14 protein-coding genes and 3 tRNA genes are annotated in these 17,011 nt (G+C 71.6%); 3 read left to right on the forward strand and 14 right to left on the reverse strand.

Annotated elements, in window-relative coordinates; all coding sequences use genetic code 11:
- The first annotated feature begins 85 nt into the window (after positions 1 to 85).
- A complete protein-coding gene (locus ACFVSN_RS28945; protein ID WP_380435844.1) occupies positions 86 to 1,138 on the forward strand; it encodes an adenosine deaminase in 1,053 nt (350 codons plus the stop codon).
- On the opposite strand, the gene ACFVSN_RS28950 is transcribed toward ACFVSN_RS28945, so the two are convergent.
- The 6 genes from ACFVSN_RS28950 to ACFVSN_RS28975 form a co-directional block, all read right to left on the reverse strand.
- A complete protein-coding gene (locus ACFVSN_RS28950) occupies positions 1,135 to 2,178 on the reverse strand; it encodes a UDP-N-acetylmuramate dehydrogenase (protein ID WP_387592722.1) in 1,044 nt (347 codons plus the stop codon). The genes ACFVSN_RS28945 and ACFVSN_RS28950 overlap by 4 nt on opposite strands.
- A 60-nt stretch (positions 2,179 to 2,238) precedes the next feature.
- Positions 2,239 to 2,661 (reverse strand): MaoC family dehydratase, encoded by a 423-nt coding sequence (locus ACFVSN_RS28955; RefSeq protein WP_380435840.1) that lies wholly within the window; start codon positions 2,659 to 2,661, stop codon positions 2,239 to 2,241.
- Positions 2,662 to 2,666: 5 nt separating this feature from the next.
- Positions 2,667 to 3,125: a MaoC family dehydratase N-terminal domain-containing protein gene (locus tag ACFVSN_RS28960; RefSeq protein ID WP_359962150.1), complete on the reverse strand. Its 459-nt coding sequence runs from the start codon at positions 3,123 to 3,125 to the stop codon at positions 2,667 to 2,669.
- A 133-nt stretch (positions 3,126 to 3,258) separates the two neighbouring features.
- Positions 3,259 to 3,423, reverse strand: coding sequence for a 50S ribosomal protein L33 (gene rpmG / locus ACFVSN_RS28965; RefSeq protein ID WP_006604855.1), 165 nt, complete (start codon positions 3,421 to 3,423; stop codon positions 3,259 to 3,261).
- Between the two features lie 83 nt (positions 3,424 to 3,506).
- Positions 3,507 to 3,579, reverse strand: a tRNA-Met gene (locus ACFVSN_RS28970).
- A 43-nt stretch (positions 3,580 to 3,622) separates the two neighbouring features.
- Positions 3,623 to 3,695: transfer RNA gene (locus tag ACFVSN_RS28975), tRNA-Thr, on the reverse strand.
- Positions 3,696 to 3,947: 252 nt separating this feature from the next.
- Here ACFVSN_RS28975 and ACFVSN_RS28980 point away from each other — a divergent pair.
- Positions 3,948 to 5,219 carry a hydrolase gene (locus tag ACFVSN_RS28980; protein WP_380435838.1) on the forward strand — a complete coding sequence of 424 codons (1,272 nt, stop codon included), beginning with the start codon at positions 3,948 to 3,950 and terminating at the stop codon, positions 5,217 to 5,219.
- Positions 5,220 to 5,490: 271 nt separating this feature from the next.
- Here the strand turns inward: ACFVSN_RS28980 and ACFVSN_RS28985 are convergent, their stop codons facing one another.
- The 8 genes from ACFVSN_RS28985 to ACFVSN_RS29020 all read right to left on the reverse strand — a co-directional run bounded on the left by ACFVSN_RS28985 (position 5,491) and on the right by ACFVSN_RS29020 (position 16,160).
- Positions 5,491 to 6,165, reverse strand: a complete 675-nt coding sequence (locus ACFVSN_RS28985) for a response regulator (RefSeq protein ID WP_380435836.1) — start codon at positions 6,163 to 6,165, stop codon at positions 5,491 to 5,493.
- Positions 6,166 to 6,234: 69 nt separating this feature from the next.
- Positions 6,235 to 8,775 (reverse strand): ATP-binding protein, encoded by a 2,541-nt coding sequence (locus tag ACFVSN_RS28990; RefSeq protein WP_387956826.1) that lies wholly within the window; start codon positions 8,773 to 8,775, stop codon positions 6,235 to 6,237.
- A gap of 139 nt (positions 8,776 to 8,914) precedes the next feature.
- Complete coding sequence (gene kdpC / locus ACFVSN_RS28995; RefSeq protein ID WP_387956827.1) at positions 8,915 to 9,544, reverse strand: K(+)-transporting ATPase subunit C; 630 nt, start codon at positions 9,542 to 9,544, stop codon at positions 8,915 to 8,917.
- Positions 9,545 to 9,567: 23 nt separating this feature from the next.
- On the reverse strand, positions 9,568 to 11,685 hold the full coding sequence (gene kdpB, locus ACFVSN_RS29000) for a potassium-transporting ATPase subunit KdpB (protein WP_387603800.1): 2,118 nt from the start codon (positions 11,683 to 11,685) through the stop codon (positions 9,568 to 9,570).
- The gene (gene kdpA / locus ACFVSN_RS29005) at positions 11,685 to 13,346 is read right to left on the reverse strand and encodes a potassium-transporting ATPase subunit KdpA (protein WP_380435828.1); all 1,662 of its coding nucleotides are present in this window, start codon (positions 13,344 to 13,346) and stop codon (positions 11,685 to 11,687) included. Before kdpA ends, kdpB begins: the two co-directional genes overlap by 1 nt.
- Before the next feature lies 1 nt (position 13,347).
- On the reverse strand, positions 13,348 to 13,437 hold the full coding sequence (kdpF, locus tag ACFVSN_RS29010; protein WP_037830997.1) for a K(+)-transporting ATPase subunit F: 90 nt from the start codon (positions 13,435 to 13,437) through the stop codon (positions 13,348 to 13,350).
- A gap of 429 nt (positions 13,438 to 13,866) precedes the next feature.
- Entirely contained in the window at positions 13,867 to 15,699 is a 1,833-nt protein-coding gene (locus ACFVSN_RS29015; RefSeq protein ID WP_387956828.1) for an APC family permease, read from the reverse strand.
- A 380-nt stretch (positions 15,700 to 16,079) separates the two neighbouring features.
- Positions 16,080 to 16,160, reverse strand: a tRNA-Tyr gene (locus ACFVSN_RS29020).
- Positions 16,161 to 16,377: 217 nt separating this feature from the next.
- Here ACFVSN_RS29020 and ACFVSN_RS29025 point away from each other — a divergent pair.
- Positions 16,378 to 16,866, forward strand: coding sequence for a YajQ family cyclic di-GMP-binding protein (locus ACFVSN_RS29025; RefSeq protein ID WP_380435820.1), 489 nt, complete (start codon positions 16,378 to 16,380; stop codon positions 16,864 to 16,866).
- Positions 16,867 to 17,011: the final 145 nt, after the last annotated feature.

Here is a 17,011-nt window from a genome sequence, read left to right on the forward strand (position 1 = left end):
CCGGCGGACCGCCCTCCTTTCACCCCATCGGGGGATGAAGGGAGGGCGGTTCCCGTTCGGGGGCCCGATAGGGCAGGATCGGCAAATGGAACGCCTGTTGAATCCGCGAGACGTCAGGGGCCTCCCGAAGGCCCACCTGCACCTGCACTTCACCGGCTCGATGCGTCCGGCCACCCTGCTGGAACTGGCCGACAAACACGGCGTCCGGCTGCCGGAGGCGCTCAGCTCCGGCGAGCCGCCCAGGCTGCGGGCGACCGACGAACGCGGCTGGTTCCGCTTCCAGCGCCTCTACGACACCGCGCGCTCGGTGCTCCGGGACGAGGCCGACATCCGCCGGCTGGTCCTGGAGACCGCGCAGGACGAGCGGCGGGACGGCTCCCGCTGGCTGGAGATCCAGGTCGACCCGACCTCGTACGCCCCCCGGCTGGGTGGGCTGATCCCCGCGCTGGAACTCATCCTCGACGCCGTCGAGCAGGCCGCCGCGGCCACCGGCGTGGGCATCCGGGTGCTGGTAGCGGCGAACCGGATGAAGTCCCCCATGGACGCCCGGACCCTGGCCCGGCTCGCCGTCCGCTACGCCGACCACGGTGTGGTCGGCTTCGGCCTCTCCAACGACGAGCGCCGCGGCCTGGCCCGGGACTTCGACCGGGCCTTCGCGATCGCCCGCCGGGGCGGGCTGCTGGCCGCCCCGCACGGCGGCGAGCTGGCCGGCCCGGAGTCCGTCCGGGACTGCCTGGACGACCTGGGCGCGGGCCGGATCGGCCACGGCGTCCGGGCCGCCGAGGACCCGCGGCTGATGGAGCGGCTGGCCGCCCGGCAGGTCACCTGCGAGGTCTGCCCGTCGTCCAACGTCTCGCTGGGCGTCTACGAGCACCCGGACGAGGTCCCGCTGCGCAAGCTGTTCGACGCCGGGGTGCCGCTCGCGCTCGGCGCGGACGACCCGCTGCTGTTCGGCAGCCGGCTGGCCGCCCAGTACGACCTGGCCCGCGACGTGCTGGGCTTCACCGACGCCGAACTCGCCGAGCTGGCCCGCCAGTCCGTCCGCGGCTCGTGCGCGCCGGAGGCCGTCCGCAAGGAGCTCCTGGCGGACATCGACGCCTGGCTGGCCGACGGGCACGGCCCCGTGGACGGGTCCTAGAGCCGCACGCCCACCATCACCGGTTCGTTGACGAGCTCGACCCCGAAGGCCGCCCGCACGCCGTCCCGGATCTCCCGGGCGAGTGCGAGCAGGTCCTCGGCGGTGGCGGAGCCGCGGTTGGTCAGGGCCAGGGTGTGCTTGGTGGAGAGCGTGGCCGGACCGCTGCCGTAGCCCTTGCCGAAGCCGGCCTTGTCGATCAGCCACGCGGCCGAGGTCTTGGTGCAGCCCTCCGGCGCCGGGTAGGCGGGGGCGTTCCCGGTGCCCGGGCGGGTGCGGAAGGACTCGTACTGCGCGGCCGTGAGCACCGGGTTGGTGAAGAAGGAGCCGGCCGACCAGGTGTCGTGGTCCGCCGGGTCCAGGACCATGCCCTTGCCGGCGCGCAGCCCGAGCACCGCGTCGTGGGCCTTCTCCAGCGGCACCCGCTCGCCCTGCTCGACGCCGAAGTGCTTCGCCACCTCGGCGTACTTCACCGGGCTGGAGAGGCCGTCGTGGTCCGCGAGGGCGAAGCGCACCCGCAGCACGACGTAGCGGTCCGGCTCCGCCTTGAAGCGGCTGTGCCGGTAGGAGAACCCGCACGCGTCGTTCGCCAGCGTGACGACCTCGTCGGCGGTGCGGTCGTACGCGACGACCTCGGTGATCGTCTGCGCGACCTCCTGGCCGTACGCGCCGACGTTCTGCACCGGCGTGGCACCGGCCGAGCCGGGGATGCCGGCCAGGAACTCGATGCCCGCCAGGCCGTGGTCGAGGACGGTCCGCTCGACCGCCGCCGACCAGACCTCGCCGGCCGCCAGCTCCAGGACCGTCCCGTCCAGCGCGAAGCCGGTGGTGGCGATCCGCAGCACCGTGCCGGGGAAGCCGGCGTCGCCGATCACCAGGTTCGAGCCGCCGCCGATCACCAGCAGCGGCTCGCCCGCCGCGTCGGCCTCGCGGACGGCGGCGACGACCTCGTCGTCGGTGTGCGCGGTGACCAGCCTGCGGGCCGGCCCGCCGAGCCGGAGCGTGGTCAGCGGGGCAAGGGGGGCGTCGTTTTCTACCAGCACGCCCCCCAGCGTACGGGTGGAAGGAGCACCGCCCGGCACCCCTTCCACCCGGTACGGGTCCTAGCCGAGGCGGACGACGGCCCGGGACATGCCGAGGACCTTCTGGCCGCCGAAGGTGGCGACGAGGTCGACCTGGACCCTGCGGTCGTCGAGGAGCTTGGCGACCTTGCCGGAGACCTCGATCACCGAGCCGACGCCGTCGTTCGGGACGGGCACCGGGCGGGTGAAGCGGACGCCGTACTCGACCACGGCCGCCGGGTCGCCGACCCAGTCGGTGACCACCCGGATCGCCTCGGCCATGGTGAACATGCCGTGGGCGATGACGTCGGGCAGGCCGACCTCCAGCGCGAACTTCTCGTTCCAGTGGATCGGGTTGAAGTCGCCGGAGGCGCCCGCGTAGCGCACCAGGGTGTCGCGCGTCACGGGGAAGGACTGCGCCGGCAGCTCGGTGCCGACCTCGACCTCGTCGTAGCTGATCGCCATCGGGCTCACTCCCCCGCCTCGTCGGCGGCCCGGGCCACCAGGGTCATGACCGACGTCACCACGTGCTCGCCGGTCGCGTCCGTCACCTCGCCGCGGACGGTGAGCACGTCGTTGCCCGCCAGCGACTTGATGTTGTCGATGGTCACGTCGACCGACAGCCGGTCGCCGGCCCGCACCGGGCGGGTGTAGGCGAACTTCTGGTCGCCGTGGACCACCCGGGTGAAGTCCAGGCCCAGCTCCGGGTCCTCGACCACCTGGGCCGCGGCCCGGTAGGTGATCAGGAAGGGGAACGTCGGCGGGGCGATCACGTCGGGGTGGCCGAGCGCCTTGGCCGCCTCGGGGTCGGTGTAGGCCGGGTTGTGGTCACCGACGGCGACGGCGAACTCACGGATCTTCTCGCGACCGACCTCGTAGGGCTCGGTCGGCGGATAGGTCCGCCCGATGAAGGAGGGATCGAGCGCCATGGCGGCAACTCCTCGAGGACGCGGTGGATACGAAGCGGTGGGTACGAAAAAAACTCCGGGCCGCAACCCAGTGAGGGATGCGGCCCGGAGTATGAGACCTGGATTCACACAGGCCCGATGCCCTACGGGAGGGTCAGCGGGTCTCGCGGTGCGCGGTGTGCGAGTTGCAGCGGGGGCAGTGCTTCTTCATCTCAAGACGGTCCGGGTCGTTACGCCGGTTCTTCTTGGTGATGTAGTTCCGCTCCTTGCACTCCACGCAGGCCAGCGTGATCTTCGGGCGGACATCGGTGGCAGCCACGGGAGTGCCTTCCTTGGACAACGAATAAGAACACAACAAGAGTAGCCGACCGGGAGTGCGATCTCCCGACCGACTACGCGGGGTAGCGGTGACCGGACTTGAACCGGTGACACAGCGATTATGAGCCGCTTGCTCTACCAACTGAGCTACACCGCCACAGTGATCCGCAGCACAGCCGAAGCTGACTGCTTTTCACCAGAGCCCCCATGCGGAATCGAACCGCAGACCTTCTCCTTACCATGGAGACGCTCTACCGACTGAGCTATAGGGGCGAACGAGGAAGAGATTACACGTTCCGCGCCCAGAGGTGAAATCCGTATCCGGCCGCGAAGACCGCAGGTGGGCGCGGTGCACGGACGAGCGATCCAAGGCACCGCGTTCGAGCGGCCTGCGAGCCACGCGGCCCGACCCGATACGACTAATGCCCGCCTCCCGGCGCCCCGCCCCCCGGCCCCATAGGCTCGACCCTCATTGATCGGGACGGCCTGCCACCCGACGGGCCCCAGCGCGAGAAGGAGCCGGCGATGGACAGCGCAGCCGCCGACGGGCCGCACCAGGGGCCCGGCCCGGCGGCCAACCCGCTCGGGCACGGCCCGGTCCTCCTGCTCACCGGCGCCCGGCTGGCCGACGGGCGGGTGGTGGACGTCCGGATCAGCGGCGACCGGATCCAGGCCGTCGGCACCGTGGGCAGCCTCGGCCCGCTGCCCGCCATGCCGGGCACACCCACCGTCACCACCGGAGCCAAGATCGACCTCAAGGGCTACCTGCTGCTGCCCGCCCCCGTCGAGGCGCACGCCCACTACGACGTCGCCTTCTCCGCCGCACTGCCCACCCCGCCGCCCGAGACGCCCGCCGACCTCACCCGGCGGATCACCGAGGCCGCGCTCACCTCGCTCGGCTACGGCGCCACCGCCCAGCGCACCCACGTCCGGATCGGCGACGTGCACGGGCTGGGCCGGCTGGAGGCGGTGCTCACCGCCCGGCAGGCGCTGCGCGGGCTGGCCGAGCTCCAGGCGGTGGCGATGCCCCGGCTGCTGACCGGCCGGGCCGGGGCGGACGGCCGGGCGCAGCTGCGCGACGCGCTCAAGCTGGGCGCCACCGCGGCCGGCGGCTGCCCGGAGCTGGACCCGGATCCGGCCGGGTACGTGCAGGTGCTGCTGGAGGCCGCCCGCGAGGCGGACTGCCCGGTGGACCTCCACACCACCGCCGCCGATCCGGCCCAACTCGCCCGCCTGGTCGGCGCGTTGGCTCCGCTGCAGCCGCGCGTGACGCTCGGCCCGTGCGGGTCGCTGGCCCGCGGCGCGGCGACGGTGCTGGCCACCGCGGGGGTGCGGGTGGTGTGCCTGCCGCAGAACGGCGGCTGCTCCGGTCTCGAAGGCCCGCCGACGGGCCTGCGTCCCGGCCTGCTCAGGGAGTTGACGGAGGCCCGGGTCGAGCTGTCGGCGGGCAGCGGCACGCTGCGGGACCAGTCGAACCCGGTCGGCCGGGCGGATCCGCTGGAGGCCGCGTACCTGCTGGCGGCGAGCGGGGCACTGGGCCCGGACGAGGCGTACGACGCGGTGGCGAACCGGGCCCGGGCGGCGCTCGGGCTGCCGCCGGTGCGGGTGGACGCCGGGTTCCCGGCGGAGCTCCTGGCGGTGCGCGGGGACAGCCTGGCCGGGGCGCTCGCGGGCGGGCACAGCCGGCTGGTGGTGCACAGCGGGCGGGTGGTCAGCCGGACCAGCGCCGTACGGGAGTTCGCGGACACCGTGGCGCTGGCGCTGCCGCGGCAGTCGGGGAGCAGCGGCGGGGGCTGAGTCCCGTCCCCCGATAGGCGCAGGGCCGGAAAAGGCGTAGGGGCGCGCAATGGACAGTTGCGCGCCCCTCCCCCACCTGCTGGCCGCCTTGCGGCGGCGGGAGCGGGCCCCTGCCTCCCCCACATTGGAGCCGGCGCCCGCTCGGACAGCACTGACGCTACGCCCGCGGACGACCGCTCCCGACCGGCCTTGACGCCCTCCTGTCGGTGAACCGGCGCCTCTTGACGGGCCTTTGACGGCTTGACGGGCCTTTGACGACGCGGCCGTCCCGTCAGGGCTCGTAGCGGTACCCGATGCCCGGTTCGGTGATCAGGTGCCGCGGCCGGGCCGGGTCCCGCTCCAGCTTGCGGCGCAGCCCGGCCAGGTAGACCCGCAGGTAGTTGCCGCGCTCCTCCTGGGCCGGCCCCCACACCTCGCGCAGGATCTGCCGTCCGGGCACGAGCCGGCCCGGGTTGGCGAGCAGCAGGGCGAGGATGCGCCACTCCGTCGGGGTGAGCCGCACCGGGCCGGACGGGCCGGTGACGGTGGTGGCGGCGAGGTCCACGGTGTGGTCGCCGATGACCGGCTGGAGCAGCGGGAGGCCGCCTAAGGGCCGGCGCAGCACCGCGCGCAGCCGGGCCAGCAGCTCCTCCATCTGGAAGGGCTTGGTGAGGTAGTCGTCGGCGCCGGCGTCGAGGGCGCCCACCTTGTCGGCGGCGCCGGAGCGGCCGGACAGCACGATGATCGGCATCGCGCTGTGGCTGCGCAGGCCGCGCAGGACGTCCATGCCGTCGACGTCCGGCAGGCCGAGGTCGAGCAGGACGGCGTCCGGGCTGGTGCGGGCGGCGCGGTCGAGCGCCTCACCGCCGCTGGCGGCCGTCCGGACGGCGTAGTGCCGGGCGCTGAGGTTGATCCGCAACGTCCGCAGTAGAGCGGGTTCGTCGTCGACGATCAGAATTTCACTCATGCGGCCACCTCGCTTCGCTCGGCGGTCGCTTCGCGAAACACGCACCTCTCGATGATTCGTTCGCTTCGCTCACTCATGTTCAGGCTCCTCCCGAGTGGCGGCCGCGGGCAGGGTGAGCAGCATGGTGGTGCCGCCCCCGGGGGTGTCCTCGACCTCCAGGCTGCCGCCCATGGCTTCGGCGAGGCCGCGCGAGAGGGCGAGGCCGAGGCCGACGCCGGTCGTGTTGTCGGTGTCGCCGAGGCGCTGGAACGGCAGGAAGACCCGGTCCCGGTCCTCGGGGGCGATGCCGGGGCCGCGGTCGATCACCCGGATCTCGACCTGGTCGGCGTGGTGGCTGGCGGTGACCAGGACGGGCGCGCCGGGCGCGTTGTGGCGCAGCGCGTTGGTGATCACGTTGGCGAGGACGCGCTCCAGCAGCGGCGGGTCGGCGAGCACCGGCGGGGCGGTGTCGAGGTCGAGCGGCTGGACCGGCGCGTACGGGTCGGGGAGGCTGTCCAGCGCCCGGGGCAGGATCTCGTCGAGGTGGGTCTCGGTGAGGTGCAGGGTGAGGGCGCCGGCCTGGAGGCGGCTCATGTCGAGCAGGTTGTCGACCAGACGGGTGAGCTTGACCAGCGACTCGTCGGCGGTGGCGAGGAGTTCGGCCTGGTCCTCGGGCGAGAACTCGACGTCGGGGCTGCGCAGCGAGCCGACCGAGGCGAGCGCGGCGGCCAGCGGGGTGCGCAGGTCGTGGCTGACGGCGGCGAGCAGGGCGGTGCGCATCCGGTCGGCGGCCTTGATCGGCTCGACCTCGGCGGCGACGACGGCCAGCCGGTCGCGCTCCAGGGCGGCGGCGACGTGGGCGGCGAAGGCGGTGAGGACGCGCTGGTCGGCGGCGGGCAGCCGGCGGCCGGTGAGGACCAGGACGGCGTCGGTGCCGACCGGCACCTCGGTGGTCTCCCCGCCCTGCTCGCCCGGGTGTTCGGCCTCGGAGTGGGCCAGCACCTCGCCGCCGGTGCGGGAGAGCAGGGCGACGGCGTCCATGCCGAAGGCCGTCCGGGACTTCTCCAGCAGCGCGGGCAGCGCGTCGGCGCCGCGCAGCACGCTGCCCGCCAGGGTGGAGAGGGTCTCGGCCTCGGCGGTGGCGCGGGCGGCCCGGCTGGTGAGCCGGCCGGCGTGGTCGACGACGGTGGAGACGGCCAGCGCGACGGCGGCGAAGACCACCAGGGCGACGATGTTGTTCGTCTCGGTGATGGTCAGGGTGTGGACGGGCGGGATGAAGAAGTAGTTGAGCAGCACCGAGGCGATGACGGCGGCCAGCAGCGCCGAGGTGGCGCCGCCGAGCAGGGCGACGATGACCACGCCGAGCTGGAAGATCAGCGCGTCGGTGGTGAGGTTCACGCTGTGGTGCGCCTGGGAGAGGATCCCGGTCAGGATCCAGGGCACCACGAAGCCGGCCGCGTAGCCGGCGATGGTGCGGCGCTTGGAGTGGCGCCGGCCGAGCGAGGGCAGCCGGCCGCGGCGGGTGAACTCGTGGGTGACCATGTGGACGTCGATGTCCTCGGACGCGTCCACGGTGGTCTCGCCGATGCCGGGGCCGGTGAGGAAGCGGCTGATCCGGCCGCGGCGGCTGGTGCCGAGGACCAGCTGGGTGGCGTCGTGGGCGCGGGCGAAGGCCAGCAGCGCGGTGGGGATGTCGTCGCCGACCACCACGTGGTAGCTGCCGCCGAGGGTCTCGACCAGCTGCCGCTGCTGGGCGAGCGCGCCGGAGGAGGCGCCGGCCAGGCCGTCGCTCCTGGTCACGTGGACGGCGAGGAGGTCGCCCCCGGCGGTGCGGTCGGCGATCCGGGCGGCGCGGCGGATGATCGTCTCGCCCTCGGGGCCGCCGGTGAGGGCGACCACGACGCGTTCGCGGGTCTCCCAGACGCGGTCGATGTTGTGGTTGGCCCGGTAGTCGCGCAGGCCCTCGTCGACCCGCCCGGCGACCCACAGCAGGGCGAGTTCGCGCAGGGCGGTGAGGTTGCCGACCCGGAAGTAGTTGGAGAGCGCGGCGTCCACCTTCTCCGCCTTGTAGACGTTGCCGTGGGCCATGCGGCGGCGCAGCGCCTGCGGGGCCATGTCGACGAGTTCGATCTGGTCGGCCCGGCGGACCACCTCGTCCGGGACGGTCTCCCGCTGCGGGATCCCGGTGATCTTCTGGACGACGTCGTTCAGCGATTCCAGGTGCTGGATGTTGACGGTGCTGATGACGTCGATGCCGGCGGCGAGCAGGTCCTCGACGTCCTGCCAGCGCTTGGCGTTGCGGCCGCCGGGGATGTTGGTGTGCGCGAGCTCGTCGACGAGGACGACGGACGGGCGGCGGGCGAGCACGCCGTCGAGGTCCATCTCCTCGAACTCGGCTTCCCGGTAGGAGCGGTGGACCCGCGGCAGGACCTCCAGGCCGGCCAGCATGCCCTCGGTGTGCCGGCGGCCGTGGCACTCGATGTACCCGACCACGACGTCGGCGCCGCGCTCCTGTCTGCGCCGCGCCTCGTCCAGCATCCGGTAGGTCTTGCCGACCCCGGGGGCGGAACCCAGGTACACCCGCAGCCGGCCGCTGCGGGTGCCGGTGCCGGGCGTGAGGTCGCGGGCCATGGGCGCTGCTCTTTCGTGTCCTGCGGGGCGGCCTGCCAGGGCGGCCCCGCACCGGGGTCGGGGTGTACGGCGGCCGACCCGGGCGGGGGTTGGTGCCCCGCCCGGGTCGGCCCGTTTCACAGCTCCAGCGGTAGGGCTGTCACTTCTGTTCCGCGATCGCCTTGTTGAGGAGGACGACGTTGACGCCCTCCTGGCCGAGGAAACCGAGGGAACGGCCTTCGGTGTACGTGTCGACCAGCTTGGCGACCGTCTCCACCGGGAGCTTGCGCTCCCTGGCGACCCGGTTGACCTGCTCCTTGGCGTAGGCCACCGAGATGTGCGGGTCGAGGCCGGAGCCGGAGGCCTCCAGCGCGTCCGCCGGGACGCTCGCCGGGTCGACGCCGTCGAACTCGGCGGCCGCGGCGCGGCGGTCGTTGACGGCCTTCAGCAGGTCGTCGCTGTTCGGGCCGAGGTTGGAGGCGCCCGAGTTGTCGCCGGCGTAGTTGTTCGCGGAGGGGCGGGGCTGGAACCACTTCGGGTCCGGCACCGGCTCCTCCTTCGGGTCGTCCGGGTTCTTCTTCGGCAGGTTGTAGTTCTGGCCGAGCAGGCTCGAACCGACCTGGTTGCCGTCGGACTTCACGATCGAGCCGTTGGCCTTGTCGCTGAAGGCGACCTGCGAGATGCCGGTGACCAGCAGCGGGTACGCGATCCCGAGGATCACCGTCAGGACCAGCAGCATCCGCAGCGCGGTGAAGTGGGTGCGGACGGTCGTCGGCAGGGGCTTGGACATGATGCTTCTTTCCTTTCCCTGCGTCAGCTGAGGCCGGGGATGAACTGGACGACGAGGTCGATCAGCTTGATTCCGACGAACGGCACGATCAGTCCGCCGATGCCGTAGATCCCGATGTTGCGGCTCAGCAGGGAGCTCGCGTCGGAAGGACGGTAACGGACGCCGCGCAGGGCGAGCGGGATGAGGCCGATGATGACCAGGGCGTTGAAGATGATCGCCGAGGTGATCGCGGACTGCGGGCTGTGCAGGCCCATGATGTTGAGGTGCCGCAGGCCCGGGTACACGCCGGCGAACATCGCGGGGATGATCGCGAAGTACTTGGCCACGTCGTTCGAGATCGAGAACGTGGTCAGCGCGCCGCGGGTGATGAGCAGCTGCTTGCCGATCTCGACGATCTCGATCAGCTTGGTCGGGTTGGAGTCGAGGTCGACCATGTTGCCGGCCTCCTTGGCCGCCATGGTCCCGGTGTTCATCGCGACGCCGACGTCGGCCTGGGCGAGCGCGGGGGCGTCGTTGGTGCCGTCGCCGGTCATCGCGACCAGCTTGCCGCCCTCCTGCTCCTTCTTGATCAGGGCCATCTTGTCCTCGGGCGTGGCCTCGGCGAGGAAGTCGTCCACGCCGGCCTCCTCCGCGATCGCCTTGGCGGTCAGCGGGTTGTCGCCCGTGATCATGATGGTCTTGATGCCCATCCGGCGCAGCTCGTCGAAGCGCTCGCGCATGCCCTCCTTGACCACGTCCTTGAGGTGGATGACCCCGAGGACCTTGGCCGGAGCGTCGGCGATCTTCGTGGCGACCACCAGCGGGGTGCCGCCGGCCGCGGAGATGCCGTCGACCAGGGTGGCGACCTCGCCGCCGACCGAACCGCCGTTCTCGTTAACCCAGTTGGTGACGGCGCCGGCCGCACCCTTGCGGACCTGGTGGACTCCCTCGGGCTCGTCCAGGTCCACGCCCGACATGCGGGTCTGGGCGGTGAACGGGACCCAGGTGGCGTGCGTCAGCTCGCCCTGGGCGCGGGCCCGCAGGCCGTACTCGGTCTTCGCCAGGACCACGATCGAGCGGCCCTCGGGGGTCTCGTCCGCGAGCGAGGACAGCTGCGCGGCACTGGCCAGCTCGCCGGTCTCCACGCCCGGGGCGGGCAGGAACTCGGCGGCCTGGCGGTTGCCCAGGGTGATGGTGCCGGTCTTGTCGAGCAGCAGGGTGTTGACGTCGCCGGCGGCCTCGACGGCGCGGCCGGACATCGCCAGCACGTTGCGCTGCACCAGGCGGTCCATGCCGGCGATGCCGATCGCGGACAGCAGCGCGCCGATGGTGGTCGGGATGAGCGCCACGATCAGGGCGACCAGGACGATCATCGACTGCGGGGCGCCCGCGAAGGTCGCCATCGGCTGGAGCGTGACGACCGCGACCAGGAAGACGATGGTCAGCGAGGCCAGCAGGATGTTGAGCGCGATCTCGTTCGGCGTCTTCTGCCGGGCGGCGCCCTCGACGAGGGCGATCATCCGGTCGATGAACGACTTGCCGGGCTCCGAGGCGATCTTCACCACGATCCGGTCCGACAGCACCTTCGTACCGCCGGTGACGGCACTGCGGTCGCCGCCGGACTCGCGGATCACCGGCGCGGACTCGCCGGTGATCGCCGACTCGTCGACCGAGGCGACACCCTCGACGACGTCACCGTCGCCCGGGATGATCTGCCCGGCCTCGACCACCACGTGGTCGCCCAGCTGGAGCGCGGTCCCGGGGACCTCCTCCTCGGCCTGGCTCTTCGGCCAGTCCAGCAGGCGGCGGGCGACCGACTCGGTCTTGGTCTTGCGCAGGGTGTCGGCCTGGGCCTTGCCGCGACCCTCGGCGACGGCCTCCGCCAGGTTGGCGAAGATCGTGGTGAGCCACAGCCAGACGGTGATCGACCAGGCGAAGACCGACGGGTGGGCGATCGCGGAAACGGTGGTGACGACCGAGCCGACCTCGACCACGAACATGACCGGGTTCTTGATCATCACCCGGGGGTCGAGCTTCTTCACCGCGTCCGGCAGCGAGGTGAGCAGCAGCTTCGGGTCGAGCAGCCCGCTGGACACTCTGTGCGAGCCGGCGGCGGCCTCGGCCTTGTCGGCCGGTGCGGGGGTGAGCGTAGGGGTGGACATCAGGAGAGACCTTCCGCGATCGGCCCGAGAGCCAGGGCCGGGAAGTAGGTGAGGCCGACGACGATCAGGATCACGCCGGACAGCAGACCCACGAACAGCGGCTTGTGAGTGGGCAGGGTGCCCGGAGTGGCCGGGACCGGCTGCTGCTGGGCGAGCGATCCGGCCAGCGCCATGACGAAGACGATCGGCAGGAAGCGGCCGAAGACCATCGCCAGACCGAGCGCGGTGTCGTACCAGTCGGTGTTGACGGTGATGCCACCGAAGGCCGAGCCGTTGTTGTTGGCGGCCGAGGTGAACGCGTACAGCACCTCGGAGAAGCCGTGGGCGCCCGAGTTGAGCATCCCGGCCCGCTCGCCCGGCAGGGCCATCGCCACACCGGTGCCGACCAGCACGATGGTCGGGGTGGTGAGGATGTACAGCGAGGCGAACTTCATCTCGCGGCCGCCGAGCTTCTTGCCCAGGTACTCGGGGGTGCGCCCGACCATCAGGCCGGCCACGAAGACCGCGACGATGGCCAGCACCAGCATGCCGTACAGGCCGGATCCGGTACCGCCGGGCGCGATCTCACCCAGCATCATGTTGAAGATCGTCAGACCGCCGCCGAACGGCGTGAACGAGTCGTGGAAGGAGTTGACCGCACCCGTCGACGTCAGCGTCGTCGAAGCGGCGAACAGCGAGCTGGCCGCGATGCCGAAGCGCTGCTCCTTGCCCTCCATCGCGGCGCCCGCGGCCTGCAGGGCGGTGCCCCCGTGCTGCGACTCGGCGAAGGTGAGCAGGGCGGCCGAGGCGACCCAGAACAGACCCATCACGGCGACGATCGCGTAGCCCTGGCGGTTGTCGCCGACCATCCGGCCGAAGGTGCGCGGCAGGGCGAAGGCGATCACCAGGAGCAGGAAGATCTCGACCAGGTTCGAGAAACCGGTCGGGTTCTCGAACGGGTGCGCCGAGTTGGCGTTGAAGAAGCCGCCGCCGTTGGTGCCCAGGAGCTTGATGACCTCCTGGGAGGCCACCGGGCCGCCCGGGATCTTCTGGACCTCGCCCGACAGGGTGTGCACGTCGGTGAAGCCGTGGAAGTTCTGGATCACGCCGCTGGCGGCCAGCACCAGGGCGAAGACGATCGACAGCGGCAGCAGCAGCCGCAGCGAGATCCGGGTGAGGTCCACCCAGAAGTTGCCGACGCGGTCGGTGCGGTTGCGCGTGAAGCCCCGGATCAGCGCGGCCACGACGGCGATGCCGACGGCCGCGGAGACGAAGTTCTGCACCGCGAGGCCCATCATCTGCACCAGGTGGCCCATCGCGGACTCGCCGCTGTAGGACTGCCAGTTGGTGTTGGTGACGAACGAGATCGCGGTGTTCCAGGCCTGGTGGCCCTCCATCTGCGGAACACCCAGGTTCAGCAGGAGGAAGGTCTGCAGCCGGATCAGGGCGTAGAGGAAGAGGACGGAGACCGCCGAGAAGGCCAGCACCGAGCGGAGGTAGACCGGCCAGCGCTGGTCGGCGTCGCCGTCCACGCCGATCACCTTGTAGATGCCGCGCTCGACTCTGAGGTGCTTGGCCGAGGTGAGGAGCCCGGCGATGTAGTCGCCGAGGGGGCGGTAGCACAGGGCCAGCGCGCCGACGAGGGCGATGGCCTGCAACCAGCCAGCGAGAGTGGATCCCATGTCAGAACTTCTCCGGGAAGATCAGCGCGACGACGAGGTAGCCGACGAGAGCGACGGCCACGATCAGACCTGCGAGGTTCTCAGCGCTCATGCGTCCACCTCGCTTCGCTCGGCAGCCGCTTCGCGCCACACGCGCCCCTGGATGGTTCGTTCGCTGCGCTCACTCACAGCTTCTCCACCCCCCGCGCGATCAGGGCGATGACGGCGAACACGGCGACCGTGACACCGACGTAGATGAGGTCGGACATGGGCTCCACCAGCGTGGTTCGGGAGACTGCCACGACCGGCCGGGGGGCTGATCGCGGCACCGGCGGAAGACCGGCTGAAGCAGCAAACCAGCCATCAGAGGGGCGTTATGGGTTCCTGACGCCCTCCATACGGGTGAACGGTGGACGTTGACGCGACCTTGACGCGGACGGGTGCCAGGACGCGGAACGGTCCCGGACGGGGCGTGCCGTCCGGGACCGTTCGTATCCGAATGTGCAGGTCAGGTGCGTACTGGGTGCGGTGGGGGCGCCGGTCACATCCTCATGCGCAGGCGGCACACGACCGCGTCGGTGCTCCGGCGCAGGGCGCGGTCGATCACGGCGCCCCGCCGGTTCTGCAGCGCCCGCTGGTACCAGTGGGCGGGCTCCACCTCGGGGATCAGCACCGTCAGGCGGTCGTACGCGTGCTCCTCCCCCAGCCTGTTGACGAACTCCGCGATCGGCTGACCCAGCCGGCGGTGGCCGTCCGGGATCTCCACCAGCGGCACGCCCGGGTCCCACAGCTCCCAGTCCCGCCGCAGCGCCTCGGCCTCGGCCCGCTCGTGCACGACGGTCACCGCCATGACCTCGTCGCCGAGCGACAGCGCCGCCGACAGGCCGTCCCTGGTGAGCCGGGTGATCGCCGTCACCGGGACGACGACCAGGCTGCGCCGGCGGACCACCGCGCCGGGCACCCGGCCCAGCTCCAGGCGTTCGCCGATCCGCTCGTAGCCGCGGTGGATCAGCTCGAAGAGCAGCACCAGCAGCGGCAGCGCCACCACGATGCCCCAGGCGCCCTCGGTGAACTTGGTGCCGGTCACGACGAGCGTCGCGACACCGGTGAGCACGGCGCCGAAGCCGTTCAGCGCGGCCTTCCACCGCCAGTTGGCCGGCCGGTGCAGGTACCAGTGCTTGACCATGCCGACCTGGCAGATCGTGAAGCCGACGAAGACGCCGATGGAGAACAGCGGCACCAGGCTGTTGACGTCACCGCCGGAGCCGACCAGCAGCGCCGCCGAGACGATCGCGAGGAAGAGGACGCCGTGCCGGTGCACCTGCCGGTCGGCCCGCAGCGCGAACACGTGCGGAAGGTGGTTGTCCCGGGCCAGCAGGTGGAGCAGGACAGGCAGGCCGCCGAAGGAGGTGTTGGCGGCCAGGCCGAGCAGGACCACGGTGGAGAACTGGACGACGTAGAACGCGGCGCCGTGCCCGAGCGAGGCGTCGGCCAGCTGGGCGAGCACGGTGACGCCCTCGACCGGCTGGAGGTGGAAGCGGCCGATCAGCACGGCCAGTCCGATCAGCATCACACCGAGCAGCGCGCCCAGCGCGACCTCGGTGTGCTGGGCGCGCTTGACGCGCGGCGTACGGAAGGAGGGGACGGCGTTGGCCACCGCCTCGACGCCGGTCAGCGCCGAGCAGCCGGCCGCGAAGGCCTTCAGCAGGAGCAGTGCTCCGACGGTGGTCGCGTTCTCGGCCAGCACGGACGCGTGGCCGGCGGCGGCCGCGGTGCTGGCGGGGGCGTCCCGGAACAGGCCGACCACGATGATCGCCATGATCGAGAGGACGAAGACGGCGGTCGGCGCCATGAACCAGCGGGCCGACTCGGCGATGCCGCGGAGGTTGACGGCCGTCACCAGGGCCAGCACGCCGAGGCAGAGCCAGACCCGGTCGTCGTACAGGCCCGGCACGGCCGAGGTGAGCGCGGCCACGCCGGCCGTCACCGAGACCGCGACGTTCAGGATGTAGTCGATGACCAGCGAGGCCGCGGCCGTGAGGGCGGTCCGGCGGCCCAGGTGCTCCTTGGCCACCGCGTACGACCCGCCGCCGTCGGGGAAGGCCGCGATCACCTGCCGGTAGGAGGCCACCAGCACGGCCAGCAGGACGGCTATCGCCACCGTGACGGGGAGCGTGAAGCCCAGCCCGTACGCCCCGGCCGCGGCGAGCACCAGGACGATCGACTCCGGCCCGTACGCCACCGAGGCCATGGCGTCCAGCGAGAGGGCGGCCAGGCCGCCGAGGGCCGAGAGGCGGTGCCGTTCGTCACCCGCGCCGGCGTCCGGGGGCTGGGGGTCGGCCTCGACGGCCGGGGTGGAGATGGCGCTGGACATCGACGGGACCTCCGCAGTCGGTAGTTGCTCCGATCCTGCGGGTCACGGCCCCGGCGGGACTCCGGCCCCTACGCGATCCTGACGCGGCCGGGAGCGCCTTTTACGCGTCGTTGACGCCGCGCCCGGAGGCACGATGGGAGCGCGGCGGGCGCACGGGGGAAGGTCTGGACGGGGGTGGGCGGGCCACGTCACGGCGGTCGCCGCTTGGGAAGACGGGAAGGACTCCCACCCCCGTGGCCCCACTCTGCTGCCTGCCTCCTGTAACTGCAAGCAATGTGCAATAAGTCGCCACCCGATCGACCCGCCGGGCGGAACGCGGAGAAAAACGAAAACAGCCCCTGATCCGCGTTTCCGCAGATCAGGGGCTGTTCTCCATCCGGTGGCTGGTGCAGGGTTCGAACCTGCGTAGCTTGCGCGACAGATTTACAGTCTGCTCCCTTTGGCCGCTCGGGCAACCAGCCAGGATTGGTGCCTCCCGGGGCCTTGCCCCGTTCGACTCCGTAAACGATACCCGATGCCGGGGGGTGGTTCGCCACTCGATTGGTCACGCGATGATCAAGGCCTTCGGCGTGGCTGTCGGGGGCGGCGACGGGGCACCGCTGGATAGGCTGGGGCGGCGGGGCGCCCGGTGCGGCGTGCCGTGCCAGTGAAGCCAGAGCATCAAGGAGACCAACACCCATGGCCGACTCCAGTTTCGACATCGTCTCGAAGGTCGAGTGGCAGGAGGTCGACAACGCGATCAACCAGACCTCCCGTGAGATCGCCACCCGCTTCGACTTCAAGAACGTCGGCGCCGAGATCAGCCGCTCCGGCGAGAAGATCGAGATGAAGGCCAACGGCGAGGAGCGCGTCCGGGCCATCCTCGACGTGCTGCAGACGAAGTTCGTCAAGCGCGGGCTGTCGCTGAAGGCCCTGGACGCCGCCGAGCCGCAGCTGTCCGGCAAGGAGTACAAGATCTTCGCGAACGTGAAGGAGGGCATCACCACCGACGATGCCAAGAAGGTCGCGAAGATCATCCGGGACGAGGGCCCCAAGGGCGTCAAGGCCCAGGTCCAGGGCGACGAACTGCGCGTCAGCTCCAAGAGCCGCGACGACCTCCAGACCGTCCAGGCCCTCCTCAAGGGCAAGGACCTGGACTTCGCGCTCCAGTTCGTGAACTACCGCTGACGCCCTCCCGGCCGATCCGAAGCGGCGACGGCAAGGCCCCGGTCCTGGGTGGCGGATTCTTGGGGTCCTCGCAACACCTGATGGCTTACGTGGTCGTCAGTAGATCACGCAGGCGCTCGGCTGGGGTTCTCCAGCCGAGCGTTTT

The sequence above is a fragment of the Kitasatospora sp. NPDC057904 genome, assembly GCF_042887925.1.
Classification (GTDB): Bacteria; Actinomycetota; Actinomycetes; order Streptomycetales; family Streptomycetaceae; genus Kitasatospora.

Excerpts from the sequence above, each read along its gene's own strand:
- kdpB (WP_387603800.1), bottom strand. The coding sequence starts at position 11,685 with ATGTCCACCCCTACGCTCACCCCCGCACCGGCCGACAAGGCCGAGGCC.
- kdpA (WP_380435828.1), bottom strand. The coding sequence starts at position 13,346 with ATGGGATCCACTCTCGCTGGCTGGTTGCAGGCCATCGCCCTCGTCGGC.
- ACFVSN_RS29015 (WP_387956828.1), bottom strand. The coding sequence starts at position 15,699 with ATGTCCAGCGCCATCTCCACCCCGGCCGTCGAGGCCGACCCCCAGCCC.
- ACFVSN_RS28945 (WP_380435844.1), top strand. The coding sequence starts at position 86 with ATGGAACGCCTGTTGAATCCGCGAGACGTCAGGGGCCTCCCGAAGGCC.
- ACFVSN_RS28985 (WP_380435836.1), bottom strand. The coding sequence starts at position 6,165 with ATGAGTGAAATTCTGATCGTCGACGACGAACCCGCTCTACTGCGGACG.
- ACFVSN_RS28960 (WP_359962150.1), bottom strand. The coding sequence starts at position 3,125 with ATGGCGCTCGATCCCTCCTTCATCGGGCGGACCTATCCGCCGACCGAG.
- ACFVSN_RS28990 (WP_387956826.1), bottom strand. The coding sequence starts at position 8,775 with ATGGCCCGCGACCTCACGCCCGGCACCGGCACCCGCAGCGGCCGGCTG.
- kdpC (WP_387956827.1), bottom strand. The coding sequence starts at position 9,544 with ATGTCCAAGCCCCTGCCGACGACCGTCCGCACCCACTTCACCGCGCTG.
- ACFVSN_RS28955 (WP_380435840.1), bottom strand. The coding sequence starts at position 2,661 with ATGGCGATCAGCTACGACGAGGTCGAGGTCGGCACCGAGCTGCCGGCG.
- ACFVSN_RS28980 (WP_380435838.1), top strand. The coding sequence starts at position 3,948 with ATGGACAGCGCAGCCGCCGACGGGCCGCACCAGGGGCCCGGCCCGGCG.
- kdpF (WP_037830997.1), bottom strand. The coding sequence starts at position 13,437 with ATGAGCGCTGAGAACCTCGCAGGTCTGATCGTGGCCGTCGCTCTCGTC.
- ACFVSN_RS29025 (WP_380435820.1), top strand. The coding sequence starts at position 16,378 with ATGGCCGACTCCAGTTTCGACATCGTCTCGAAGGTCGAGTGGCAGGAG.